General features: G+C 63.4%; 13 protein-coding genes. 4 read left to right on the top strand and 9 right to left on the bottom strand.

All coding sequences use genetic code 11. The annotated features are described in order from the left end of the window. The 4 genes from BKY26_RS08155 to BKY26_RS08140 all read right to left on the bottom strand — a co-directional run. Window positions 1-276 (bottom strand): penicillin acylase family protein (locus BKY26_RS08155; protein WP_146632869.1); only part of this gene is annotated, 276 nt, incomplete at its 3' end. A gap of 118 nt (window positions 277-394) precedes the next feature. Further along, entirely contained in the window at window positions 395-952 is a 558-nt protein-coding gene (locus tag BKY26_RS08150) for a lipid-binding SYLF domain-containing protein (RefSeq protein ID WP_071689907.1), read from the bottom strand. A gap of 120 nt (window positions 953-1,072) precedes the next feature. Further along, window positions 1,073-1,984, bottom strand: a complete 912-nt coding sequence (locus BKY26_RS08145; protein ID WP_071689906.1) for a lysophospholipid acyltransferase family protein — start codon at window positions 1,982-1,984, stop codon at window positions 1,073-1,075. A 94-nt stretch (window positions 1,985-2,078) separates the two neighbouring features. After that, window positions 2,079-2,510 carry a protein tyrosine phosphatase family protein gene (locus BKY26_RS08140; protein ID WP_071689905.1) on the bottom strand — a complete coding sequence of 144 codons (432 nt, stop codon included), beginning with the start codon at window positions 2,508-2,510 and terminating at the stop codon, window positions 2,079-2,081. Between the two features lie 194 nt (window positions 2,511-2,704). Between BKY26_RS08140 and BKY26_RS08135 the strand changes: the two genes are divergently transcribed. Beyond that, window positions 2,705-3,022, top strand: coding sequence for a TraR/DksA family transcriptional regulator (locus tag BKY26_RS08135; RefSeq protein WP_071689904.1), 318 nt, complete (start codon window positions 2,705-2,707; stop codon window positions 3,020-3,022). 110 nt (window positions 3,023-3,132) lie between these two features. Further along, window positions 3,133-3,291, top strand: a complete 159-nt coding sequence (locus tag BKY26_RS20205) for a hypothetical protein (RefSeq protein WP_158514316.1) — start codon at window positions 3,133-3,135, stop codon at window positions 3,289-3,291. A gap of 83 nt (window positions 3,292-3,374) precedes the next feature. Here BKY26_RS20205 and hemB read toward each other — a convergent pair whose 3' ends face one another. Beyond that, entirely contained in the window at window positions 3,375-4,373 is a 999-nt protein-coding gene (gene hemB, locus BKY26_RS08130; RefSeq protein WP_071689903.1) for a porphobilinogen synthase, read from the bottom strand. Between the two features lie 128 nt (window positions 4,374-4,501). Here hemB and BKY26_RS08125 point away from each other — a divergent pair, with 128 nt between their 5' ends. Together BKY26_RS08125 and mfd are read left to right on the top strand one after the other, a co-directional pair. Further along, complete coding sequence (locus tag BKY26_RS08125; RefSeq protein ID WP_071689902.1) at window positions 4,502-5,023, top strand: component of SufBCD complex; 522 nt, start codon at window positions 4,502-4,504, stop codon at window positions 5,021-5,023. A 20-nt stretch (window positions 5,024-5,043) separates the two neighbouring features. Further along, complete coding sequence (mfd, locus tag BKY26_RS08120; RefSeq protein WP_071689901.1) at window positions 5,044-8,493, top strand: transcription-repair coupling factor; 3,450 nt, start codon at window positions 5,044-5,046, stop codon at window positions 8,491-8,493. Here mfd and BKY26_RS08115 read toward each other — a convergent pair. Genes BKY26_RS08115 through BKY26_RS08100 form a run of 4 tightly spaced genes read right to left on the bottom strand, consistent with a single transcriptional unit; the run spans window position 8,490 to window position 12,374 of the window. After that, on the bottom strand, window positions 8,490-9,701 hold the full coding sequence (locus BKY26_RS08115; protein WP_071689900.1) for a multidrug effflux MFS transporter: 1,212 nt from the start codon (window positions 9,699-9,701) through the stop codon (window positions 8,490-8,492). The two genes, mfd and BKY26_RS08115, sit on opposite strands and share 4 nt — an antisense overlap. Next, complete coding sequence (locus tag BKY26_RS08110; protein WP_071689899.1) at window positions 9,698-10,255, bottom strand: methyltransferase family protein; 558 nt, start codon at window positions 10,253-10,255, stop codon at window positions 9,698-9,700. Before BKY26_RS08110 ends, BKY26_RS08115 begins: the two co-directional genes overlap by 4 nt. After that, window positions 10,252-10,896 (bottom strand): DsbA family oxidoreductase, encoded by a 645-nt coding sequence (locus tag BKY26_RS08105; protein WP_071689898.1) that lies wholly within the window; start codon window positions 10,894-10,896, stop codon window positions 10,252-10,254. The genes BKY26_RS08110 and BKY26_RS08105 overlap by 4 nt, the downstream gene beginning before the upstream one ends. Next, window positions 10,893-12,374, bottom strand: coding sequence for a class I adenylate-forming enzyme family protein (locus BKY26_RS08100; RefSeq protein WP_071689897.1), 1,482 nt, complete (start codon window positions 12,372-12,374; stop codon window positions 10,893-10,895). Before BKY26_RS08100 ends, BKY26_RS08105 begins: the two co-directional genes overlap by 4 nt. Window positions 12,375-12,435 lie beyond the last annotated feature (61 nt).

The following is a 12,435-nucleotide window of genomic DNA, read 5'->3' as shown; positions in this document are numbered from 1 at the left end:
GGTGCGGCGGGTCATCAGCATCTGCCACAGCCGGTCCTGGGCATGGGCAAAGCCGAGCCCGTAGAACACGTCGTGATCCGTTTCCCCGAAGATATGGGGCACATTGGCGTTCGTGCGCACGATCGAGACCGGCGCGTTCAGCCCGGACACCCGCCATTGGGCGTCATAGTCGGGGATCGAGCGCGAAAAGATCCACCAACCCACGAACAGGGTCAGGACCGCCAGCACGAGGGCAGCGGTCACGATCCGGATCATCCAGCGCAGGAAGGGGGCCATTCGGGTCTCGTCTCTTGGGGCGGGGCGTCAAGCGTCCGCACCCTAGCGCCATGCGCGGCGAATGCAACGAAAGAGGCGGCCACAAGGGCCGCCCCAACCGATCAAAACTCTGTTTCCATCAGGGAATGATGCGGGTGTAGCGCTGACCTTCCAGAGTCGCGCCCGCAATCAGGCCCGCCTGGCCGAAGACGATGGCCACGACCGGGCTGAGCAGCGCATTGGTATCGGTGCCGATATTGCCGCCAGATGTGCTGACCGCGTAGCGCACATCGCCGCCCACGGCCCAACCGGAGGAATAGCGGAAATCGCGCAACGCTTCCTCGGTCATGAAGAACAGGGCATGGGCATATTGCTGTGCGCCGATCTGCAGGCCGAAAGTTGCGGAAGCGGACGAGAAGTAATCGACCGTTGCGCCGTTGATCCGCAGCGCCCCGCGACCGTACCCGCCACCGATGCCGAACCCGGCTTCGGTGATCAGGGGGATGATCAGCACGCCTTCGGCGTCGCTCATCAGGTTCCGGGTGCCGGGGATATTGGCGTACATGAAGTCGATGGCGCTGTCGACGCGGGCATCGATCCGGGCGCTGGCATCGCTGCCAAGCCCGTTGCCGCAAGCCGAAAGAAGCGGCACGCTGGCCGCGCCCATGATCAAACTGCGTCTGTTGAGGGTGCTCATTTTCTCTACCGCCTGTGTCTGTCCTCAGGATATTGGGCTTTTTCGCCCTTGATGCGCAAAATACGCATGTTTTCGCCGTGTGTCACGCCAATAGCGCCGGAAAGCGCAGGTTTTCGCCGATCACAGCCCCGCAGCGGCGCGGGCGGCCTGACGGTCCGGCTTCCAGCGGCGATGCACCCAGAACCACTGACCGGGCCGTTCGCGGACCTGGGCGCCGAGGCTGTCCATCAGGGCCTGCGTCATGGTTTTGGCATCGCTATGCGGCACGGGTGCCTCTAGCAGCACGTCGAAATCTATGCCGTTCTCAAGGCGACGTGCATAGATCGGGATGACCAGGGCGTTGAACTTCAACGCAATATCGCCGACCGACTGCGCCGTCGGGGCAGGTTTTCCAAGGAAATCGACCACGACTCCATCGGCAAAATACTGGTCGATCAGCAGCGCCCCATGCCCGCCCTCTTTCACATGGCGCATGAAATTGGCCAGCCCCCGGCGCCCACGGGCAAAGGCGGGTCCACCGACCGCCTCGACCGTGCGGACATAGTGATCGTTGAAATAGCCGTTGTTGAGCGGCCGGTAGAGCCCGCCAAGATTGTAGCCCCGCACGTTCATCGCGGCGCGGGCGGCCTGGTAATTTCCGAAATGGCCGGACACGAACAAGATGGGTCGACCGTCTGCAAGGGCCTTTTGCGCCGGGTCCAGCCCCGGTCCATGCGTGGTCCAGGTGGCGGCACGGGCCAGCTGATCTGCGGTGGCGTAGTTCTCGATGATCACCCGGCCCGCATTGTCCAGAACGGATCGGGCGATCCGGCGACGCTCACGCTCGGACATGTCGGGCCAGATATAGGCGAGGTTCTTCCGGGCGCGCCGGGTGTAACCGGTCAGCGGCCCGACGAGATTGCGGGCGATCCAGCCCATGGTGGCAACACGCACCCGGTGCGGCAGCAGCAACAACATGGCAATCACGGCCCGCGCGATGCGGTCCACGATCCAGTCACCCAGGGTGCGGCTTTGCTTGTCTTCTACAGCCATGGAGGGCAGCAATTCCTAGCAGGACGGCCCATTCACGGGCCACCGGCGACCACACATAGACAGGGCGCGGGATGATCTCAAGCGGGCAGGGGTCTCAGCCCGCGCGGGCGGCCAAGGCGTCGATCTGGCCGCGCATACCCGCCAGTTGATAGCCCGCGGCCTCGCCTGCGGCGATGATGTCGTCGGTAGGCATCCGTCCCGCCTGTGCAAAGGCCCACATGACCGCCGATCGCATACCCGACGCGCAATAGGCCACGACCGGACCTTGCGCGCTGTCGAGGGCCTCGGCCTGCTCTTCGACATTGTCCATGGTCATCGCCGCCCCGTTCACCGGGTTGAAGATGAAGTCGAGCCCCGCGGCCTCGGCGGCCTGTTGCATGGCAGCGGCCTGATGGCTTGGCGGCACTTCCGTATCGGGGCGATTGCAGATCACCGTGGTCATGCCTTGCGCCGCAAGTGCGGCCATGTCCGCCGGATCGAGCTGACCGGCAACAGAGTGATCATCGGAAAGCGGGCGCAGGTCCATCTTCGGTCTCTTCCATCTGGTCCATGATATGACCCAACCTGCCGTGCGGCGGGGCGAATGAAAAGCCGAAAGCGCCGTGAATTCGCCCGATCCGTTGATCTCGGTCAAAGTGAGGGGGGGCGCTGCGCGATAAGCTCCTGTCCAGACGCCGGAACATGGTGGAATGACAGAACAGCTCCGAGGAGGACCGGGAGATGATCGACCTCGCAAAACGCCGCGAAAGCATGATGAAGCGCCTCGATGCCTTGGACGTGAAGCTCCATGAAATCGAGGACGAGCTGGAAAGCCACAACACCCGTGACTGGGAAGAGGCGGCGGTTGAGCGTGAAGGCGACGAGGTGCTCGAAGGGATGGGCGTGTCCGGACAGCACGAGATTCGCATGATCAAGGCCGCGCTCGAACGCATGGATGCGGGCGAGTACGGGTATTGCGTAAAATGCGGCGATCAGATTTCGGAGGATCGGCTGGAGGTGCTGCCCTGCACGCCTTTCTGCCGCAAATGCGCCAGTTGACCAGATACCAGGATCGGCCCCGGGTGGGGACTTGCGGCTGATCCTGCGGGGCCGGGCCTTTCGGTCCGGCCCAAAGATAGCGCCCTAAAACCATTATGGAGGACCGCCTGATGACCAAACCGAACCCGAAAGAGCCCGAAGAGAAGGGCCAGTCCAAGGTTGATCCGGCGGCTGCCCGCGTCGACAATCCGCGGCCTGCGCCGCGCTGGAAACCCGATCCGGCTGTGGAGGAAGAAGACGACGACCTGTTCAACGACATGCCGGTCTGATCCGGCGGCGTGGGCGTTCCCTCGACCACGCCTGCCATGGCAGAAACCGCCCCGCCGATGATCCGGAGGGGCGGTTTTTCATGTCAGCCGTTCAAGATGCGCGCCACGCGCGGCGCGAAATAGGTCAGCACCCCGTCACACCCGGCACGGCGGAAGCTCATCAGGCTTTCCATCATGACCCGGTCACCGTCGATCCAGCCATTGGCCGCCGCCGCCTCGATCATCGCGTATTCACCGGACACCTGATAGGCGAAGGTGGGTGCGCCGAAGGCGTCCTTCACATCCCGGCAGAGGTCGAGATAGGGCAGGCCGGGCTTGACCATCACCATATCAGCGCCTTCGGTCAGGTCGCGTTCCACGCAGCGCAGCGCTTCGTTCCGGTTGGCGGGGGCGATCTGGTAGGTCTTCTTGTCGCCCTTCAGCGCGCCTGAGGCGCCCACGGCATCGCGGAACGGGCCATAAAAGGCACTGGCGAACTTGGCGGCATAGGACATGATCGAGACATTGCCGAAGCCCTCGGATTCCAGCGCATCGCGCATCGCGCCGATCCGTCCATCCATCATGTCTGACGGCCCCAGAATATCGGCCCCGGCGCGGGCCTGTGCCAGCGCCATTTTCACAAGCGCCTCAACCGTTTCGTCATTGACGATGATCCCATCCCGCACAATCCCGTCGTGGCCGTTGGCGTTGTAGGGGTCGAGTGCGATATCGGTCATGATCGCCAGATCCGGCACCGCTTCCTTGATCGCGCGGATCGCCCGGTTCGAGATATTGTCCGGATCCCAGGCGATTTCACATAGCTCGGTTTTCAGCGACGGGTCGGTATAGGGAAAGATGCAGATCGCGGGAATGCCGAGGTCATAGGCCTCCTGCGCCGCTTTCACGAGGCAGTTGATGGAAAAGCGGTGGACGCCGGGCATGGACGACACCGGTTCCTCGATGCTGTCGCCCTCGCGCACGAACACCGGCCAGATCAGATCGTCAACCGATAGGCTGTTTTCGCGCACCAATGCCCGCACCGATGCGCTGGCACGGGTGCGGCGGAACCGGGTCTTGGGGAAGGGGGCCTGATTGTTGCGCATGGGGTCGTCCTCGCCATCATGTGTTGCAAAATGGGGTGGCATGTTCGCGCAGTTTTCTCAAGGGCTGGAAACCCGCGCGACGCGCGACTAATGTGCCCCGAAATTGTGATCTGGTGGGCAGAGCGGCCTTGGACTTTCTCGAACTTGCAACGGAAGTGATCGACCTCAGGTCGTTTTCGAACCTGTGGTACTGGATCGCTCTGGCGGCCCTGTGGTCTACCGCCAGCCACTGGATCGTGGGCGTGCCCTTCGACATGGTCACCCGCGCGCGGCGTGGGCATGAACGGTCGATCCATGACATGCGGGTGCTGGCCGAGGTCAATGTGAACCGTATCCTCGCGATGGTGGAACTGTCGGGCGTTTTCGCCATCGGTTTTCTTGCTTTCCTGATCACCGGGCTTGCGGTTCTGGGCTGGGGCTATGGGGTGGAGTTCTGCCAGGCTGTCTTCCTGCTGATGGCGCCGATGACAGGTGTTGCTGCCCTGAACGTGCGCACGGCCCACAAGTTGCGCGACACCGGGTTCGAGGATCTGGGCCGGCGCTTGCGCACGCATCGGATGATGGTGCAGATGATCGGCATGGTGTCGATCTTCATCACGGCCTTCTGGGGCATGTGGACCAATTTGCACTACGGCGCACTTGGACTTTAACTTCGCAGGACAAGCCCTTCATGGATAACAGAAACCATGTCCTCATGGGCGGTGTTCCAGAGGGATTCGACGCAACCCGGCTGCTGCGGGAATTGTCCACCGGGGATGGTCCTGTCCTGCATGTGGCGCGCGATGACAAGCGCCTGGCGGCCATGGCCACGGCGCTGGACTTCTTCGATCCCTCCGTGCCGGTTTTGCGCTTTCCGGGTTGGGACTGCCTGCCTTTCGACCGGGTATCGCCCAATGCAGACATCTCGGCCACACGGATGGCGACTTTGGCAACATTGGCAGCAGGGCTGGACGGCCGGTTCATCGTTCTGACGACGCTCAGCTCCGCGACGCAATACGTGCCGCCGCGCGCCTTGCTGAAACGCTCGGCATTCGTGGCGGAAGTTGACTATCGCCTGAATGAAGAAGACCTTCGTAACTTTCTGGTTCGTATGGGCTTTTCCCAATCTCCGACGGTCATGGAACCCGGAGATTACGCGATCCGAGGCGGGATTATCGACGTCTGGCCGCCGGGGGAGGACAGCCCTGTGCGGCTCGACCTTTTCGGTGACGTGCTGGACGGAGCCCGCCGGTTCGATCCGGCCACGCAGCGCACGACCGAAAAATTGACCCGCGTTGAATTCGCGCCGGTATCAGAGGTCATTCTGGATGACCCCTCCATAGCGCGGTTCCGGCAGAATTACCGGGTGGAGTTCGGCGCAGGTGGCGGCGAGGATCCGCTTTACGAAGCCGTCAGCGCGGGCCGCAAGCATCAGGGTGTGGAACATTGGCTGCCCTTTTTCCATGACCGGCTGGAAACCCTGTTCGACTATCTGCCCGATGCCACGATCACGCTGGACGATCAGACAACGCCGCAACGGTTGGCCCGGTGGGAAACCATTGAAGATCAATATGATACGCGCAAGACTGCAATGACGCAGAAGGGCCGGATGGACACGGTCTACAAACCCTGTCCGCCGGAATTGCTCTATCTCAATGACGCGGCCTGGGAAAAGGCCATCGCAGGCCATCGCGTGATCCAGTTCTCGCCTCTGCCACAGGCTTCCGGCCCCGGTGTGGTGGATGCAGGTGGGCGGATCGGGCGCAGTTTCGCGCCGGAACGGCAGCAGGAAAATATCAGCCTTTTTGGGGCTTTGGCCGATCACATTCGCACGGAATCCAAGCGAAATGCGATTGTCATGGCCTCCTGGTCAGCGGGCGCGCGGGAACGGTTGCGCGGCTTACTGGAGGATCAGGGCATCACCGATCTGACGGAGATCTCCAACGGGTTGGCCGGGTTGAAGAAGGGGGGCGTCAATCTTGCGGTCTGGCCGCTGGAACAGGGCTTCACCGGCGACGGGCTGACGGTGATTTCCGAACAGGATGTGTTGGGCGACCGGCTGATCCGGCCCAAGCGCAAGACCAAGCGGGCGGAAAACTACCTGACCGAGGCGCAAAGCCTGTCCCCCGGCGATCTGATCGTCCATGTCGACCATGGGGTCGGGCGTTACAAGGGGCTCGAAACCGTCACCGCCATGGGTGCCCCCCATGAATGCATTGCGCTGGAATATGCAGGCGGCGACAGGCTATTCCTTCCCGTTGAAAACATAGAACTTCTCAGCCGCTATGGGCATGAGGAAGGGCTGCTCGACAAGCTTGGCGGCGGGGCTTGGCAGGCCAAGAAGGCCAAGCTCAAGGAACGCATCCGCCAGATCGCCGACAAGCTTATTCGTATCGCCGCGGAACGAGAACTGCGCCATGCCCCTGTGATGGAGCCGCCCGGCGATATGTGGGAGGCGTTCTGCGCCCGCTTTCCCTATGAGGAAACCGACGATCAGCTATCGGCCATCGGCGATGTTATCGAGGATCTGGAACGCGGGCGGCCGATGGACCGGCTGGTTGTGGGCGATGTGGGCTTCGGCAAGACCGAGGTCGCGATGCGCGCGGCCTTCGTCGCGGCGGCCTCCGGCATGCAGGTCGCTCTGATCGCGCCGACAACCCTGCTGGCCCGCCAGCACGCCAAGACGTTCGCCGACCGGTTCAGGGGATTTCCCATCAATGTCAGACAGTTGTCTCGCTTTGTTCCCGCAAAGCAGGCGACAGACACCCGAAAGGGACTGACGGATGGCAGCGTCGATATCTGTATCGGCACCCATGCGTTGTTGGCCAAGAACATCCGGTTCCAGAACCTCGGCCTTCTGATCATCGACGAGGAACAGCGCTTTGGCGTCGGCCACAAGGAGCGGCTGAAGGAAATGCGGTCCGAGGTGCATGTGCTGACGCTGTCGGCCACGCCCATTCCGCGCACATTGCAGATGTCGCTTTCCGGTGTGCGCGACCTCAGCCTCATCGGCACGCCGCCCGTCGACCGGCTGGCGATCCGCACCTATGTGTCCGAATTCGACGCGGTCACGATCCGCGAGGCGCTTCTGCGCGAACATTACCGTGGTGGGCAGAGCTTCTACGTGGTTCCGCGCATCGAGGATCTGCCCGAAATCGAGGAGTTCCTGCGCACACAGGTGCCTGAGGTCAGCTTTGTCGTGGCCCATGGGCAGATGGCGGCAGGCGAGCTTGATGACCGGATGAATGCCTTCTACGACGGCAAATATGACGTGCTGCTGGCCACCACGATCATTGAATCCGGCATCGACATCCCGACCGCAAACACGATGGTGATCCACCGGGCCGATATGTACGGGCTCGCGCAGCTCTACCAGATCCGGGGCAGGGTGGGCCGCGCCAAGACCCGTGCCTATGCGTATCTGACCACGAAACCGCGCGCCAAGCTGACGCCTGCGGCGGAGAAACGGCTGCGGGTTCTGGGCAGTCTCGACAGCCTCGGCGCGGGCTTCACCATCGCCAGCCAGGACCTCGATATTCGCGGGGCAGGCAATATCGTAGGTGAAGAACAGTCGGGCCATGTGAAAGAGGTGGGCTTCGAGCTTTATCAGTCCATGCTGGAGGAGGCGATTGCCAAGATCCGGTCGGGCAATATGGAGGCGCTGACCGATGACGATGGCACCTGGGCGCCACAGATCAATCTGGGCGTTCCTGTCCTGATCCCCGCCGACTATGTGCCCGATCTGGATGTGCGGCTTGGGCTGTACCGACGCTTGTCGCAACTGCACACCAAGGTGGAGCTGGAGGGTTTTGCGGCTGAACTGATCGACCGGTTCGGCAAGCTGCCTAAAGAGGTCAACACGCTGCTGCTGGTCGTGCGCATCAAGGCGATGTGCAAGCGGGCGGGGATTGCCAAGCTCGATGGCGGGCCGAAGGGCGCGACGATCCAGTTCCATAATGACAAGTTCGCCAACCCCGCCGGGCTGGTGGAATTCGTTCAGGCGCAAAATGGGCTGGCCAAGGTGCGGGACACCAAGATCGTGGTCCGGCGTGACTGGTCCAAGGACAGCGACAAGATCAAGGGAGCGTTCGCCATTGCCCGCGATCTGGCCGAGAAGGTGATTGCGGCAAAGAAGGGTTAACGCCCCTCACGCGGCAGGCGGGTCGCGATCACGAAACTCGCACCGGCGACCAGCAGAACCGACAGAACCAGCGGCGTGGGCGTGCCGTTGAAAAGCTGCCCGATCACGGCCCCGATCACCGCGCCCCCCACGGTTGCCACGGCCCCCATGACCGAAGAGGTCATGCCCGCGATATGGCCCATGGGCTCTAGCGCCAGGGCGTTCAGGTTGCCGATGGTAAAGCCAGTGGCAGCGAACTGTCCTGCGGTCCAGACGAGGAAGACCCAGAAGGTCCAGGGTGCCTCCGTTCCTACGGAAAGGAACACAAGCCCGGCCACAGCCGAAACTACGATCTGCCCCATCAATGCCCGCCGGATCAGGGGCCGCATGCCAAGCTTGACCACCAGCGAGGCATTCACCAGCGGCGGCAGGGCCGCGAAAACCGCGATTCCCGCGAACCAGAAGTGGAAGTTTCCGCCCCGGTCATAGGTGATGTCAAAGACCTGCTGCACGGAACTGATCGTGGCGAAGAGGATGCCAAAGATCATGATCTGGATCAGGGTCGAGAGCATCACCTGATGGTGGCTCAGAACCTCTTTCATCCCTGCCCACAGCATGGCGGCCTGAAGGGGCCTGCGCTTCTCGAGCGGCAGGGTTTCGGGCTGACGAATACCGATCCAGGCGGTGGAGATCGCCGAGAACAGAACGAAAGCCAGGAAGATCGACCGCCAACCCGCCAGCGCGATAATGCCCGCGCCGATCATGGGCGCGACGGCAGGGAAGATCATGAAGACGAGCATCGCAAAGGACATGATCCGCGCCATCTGGCGGCCCGAATAAAGGTCGCGCACTAGCGCCATCGAGGCGATGCGCGGGCCTGCCGCCCCAAGCCCCTGAATGGCGCGGGCGGCCAGCACCAGTTCCAGCGTCGGCGCATAATAGGCCATGACGGCGCCAATCACATAAAGCCCCGCGCCCCAATAGATGATCGCCTTACGGCCGAACGCGTCCGAGAGCGGCCCGGTGACCAGCGTGCCCGCCCCCATCCCGAAGACAAAGGAGGTCAGAACAAGCTGCGCGAGGTTGGCGGCGTCGGGCGTCAGCTCTTCCGCGATCTCGGGCAGGGCGGGCAGCATCGAGTCGATGGAAAAGGCGATAGTTGCGAACATCATGCCCATCAGGGCAATGAACTCGCCCTGGGACAGGCGGCGGGAGGTGGAATCGGTCATGAGCGGCTCGAAAATCTCGGCAAAAGGAACGGTGTTTTAGCGGAATGAGCCGCGAAGAGGTCTGGGTAGCGCGATTGAATGGCGCGGTCCTCGACCCCTGATCCGTATCCCAGCATGAGCGATGCGGCAAGCCCGAGGTTCAGCGCCTCTGGCGAGCCGATGATCAGCGCCAGCCCCGCAATGCTGACGATCTGCCCCAGATATTGCGGATGACGACAGAGCGCGTAGGGGCCTTTGGTGGCAATCCCCACATCCCATCCGCTGGTGCCCTTCAGCCCGAGCGCGGCCGTGGCCCAGGTGTGAAGCAGACTGCCCATGACGGCCAGAGGCAGGCCAAGGCCAAGACGCAGCCAGCCGGGCAGCACCGGGGTCTGCCCCCATGTCTGCACCAGCCCCACATAGATCAGCGTGGTCAGCCCCCAGGCCCATATCGCCGTTATCAGGTTGCCGTTCCGTGGAGGCCACGGGCCTTGGCCGGGAGCACGGTCGGACAGGACAAGGATCACCGCCCAGATCCCGGTTGCAGTCAGACCGAGGATCAGCCCCGCGCTCATTCAGCCTCTTTCATCAGGCCCCGAATATCCTCGATCACCTTGGCCCACAGCTCGGGCGGCTGCGCGCCGGTCAGCACGTGCTGGTTGGCGACAACGAAGGTAGGTACACCCGTCACGCCCCGTTCGCGCGCATGGGCATCGCGGGCGCGGATATCGTCAGCATCGGCGTCGCCCGCCAGAAGGGTTGCGATCATGGCGGCATCCAGACCGCATTCCCCGGCAATCTCGGCCAGTGTCGCGGCATCACCGATATCGCGCCCATCCACGAAATAGGCCTTGAACAGCGCCGACACGACCGGCGTCTGGCGCTGCTCGATCCCTGCCCAATGGATCAGGCGGTGCGCGTTGAGCGTATTGGGCGTGTGCTCAATCCCCTCGAAATTGATCTTCAGCCCCGCCATTTCCGAGTGTTCCACAACCGGCGCATAGGCCTGCACCGCGCCCTCCTTGCCGCCGAATTTGGCCTCCAGATAGGCGCGCCGGTCCATACCGTCCGCTGGCATCTCGGGGTTCAGCTGGAACGGGTGCCATTCGATGGCGAAGGGATGGTCGCCTGCCGCCTCCAGCGCGCGATCCAGATAGGCCTTGCCAATATAGCACCAAGGGCAGATCGGATCGGAAAGGATGTCGAGCTTGATCATTGGGTGTCCCTGATTGTGGCGGCCAGCGCCTTTCGGTTGAGTTTACCGTTCCCGCCACGGGGCAGCGCGTCGAGGCGGACATAAAGCCGAGGTTGCTTGTAACGGGCAAGACAGTTTTCCGCGTGCCGGCGCAGCTCGGGATCGGCCAGATCGCTCACATGCGCCAGACAGATGATATGTGTCTCCTCTCGGATTTCCACCGAAATGGCAGCGCAATCCTCGACCAGGGGCGCAAAGGCGCGCTCGATCTCCTGCGGGGAGACGCGGAAACCGCCCGCGTTCAGCATGTCATCGGACCGGCCGTGGTAGATGAGCGACCCGTCCGCGTCCTCATGCACCATATCGCCGGTGACGAACCAATCGCCTCTCAGGGGCAGGTCGAAGCCGTTATCGCCAAGATATCCCAGCATCAGGCCGGGATCGCTGCGATGGATGGCAAGCTGACCGGTCTCTCCCTTGGGCAGCGGGTGCCCGTCAGGATCGAGGATCGCGATCTGCCGACCTTCCTGCGCAAAGCCGAGCGTATGCGGCGGCGCGGGCCTTTCGGGACAGCCGGAAATGAAGGTGGAGCATTCCGACATGCCGAGCGCCTCATGGATCGTGGTGCCGGTCGTGCTGGCCCATGCCGCGCGGATCGGCTCGGGCAACTTCTCCCCGGCGCTCAGCCCATGGCGCAGTTTCGGCATTGGCGGCACGGGGCTGCGCAGCATCCGGCGATAGACACCGGGGGCGGCGGCGAAGATAGTCGCGTCATGGCGTTTGAGCAGCAGGGGCAGCGCGCCGGGATCGGTGCCTTCCGCCGGGATCAGCGCGGTCGCCCCCACCGACCACGGGTCCAGCAACCCGGTGCCGAGCGTGAAGGTCCAGTTGAACGCGCCCGCATGCAGCAGCCGGTCGCTTTCGCGCAGCCCATACCAGCCCTGATGCATCATCCGCCGCGCCCAGATGGCCCGATGCGCATGGGCGACGGCGCGGGGCCTGCCGGATGTGCCGGAGGTGTAGACCAGATAGGCCAGACGGTCGGGATCACCCATCTGATAAGTGGCGCGGTCATGGTCAGCCAGGGGCTCCAGATCCGACACCACCGGGCAGGGCAGCGGATCGGGCAGGGCGATGCCGTCATGGGCGAGGATCAGCTTCGGGGCGATCTCGGGCGCAAGGCGGCTGATTTCCGGCCCGGTCAGTTGGGCAGAGGTCGGAACCGGCACCAGCCCCACGGCGATGGCCGCCAGATAGGCCACCGGGAAATCGGGCCGGTTGCCGAGCCTGAGCAACACCCGGTCACCGGGTTTCAACCCCTGCGCCAGCAATCCGCTGGCGGTGCGCAACACCCGGTCCTCCAGCCGCGCAAAGCTCCAGCGATCGGACCGGGTGGGTGACAGCACCGCCAGCCCGATCTTTTCCGGCAGGCGCGGGGCCTGGGCCAGCACATGGGCCGCAAGGTTGAACGGGGCAGGGCAGGGATCGGGCAGAGGCATGAAACCGGCGTAGGCCCCACGCGGGACAGTTGCAAGACCCGGTGCCGCGGGCTACATGCGC

Source organism: Nioella sediminis (assembly GCF_001879695.1).
In the GTDB taxonomy this organism is placed as follows: domain Bacteria; phylum Pseudomonadota; class Alphaproteobacteria; order Rhodobacterales; family Rhodobacteraceae; genus Nioella; species Nioella sediminis.
The sequence above is the reverse complement of the archived record's forward strand: the minus strand, read 5'-3'. Positions and strand labels throughout refer to the sequence as shown.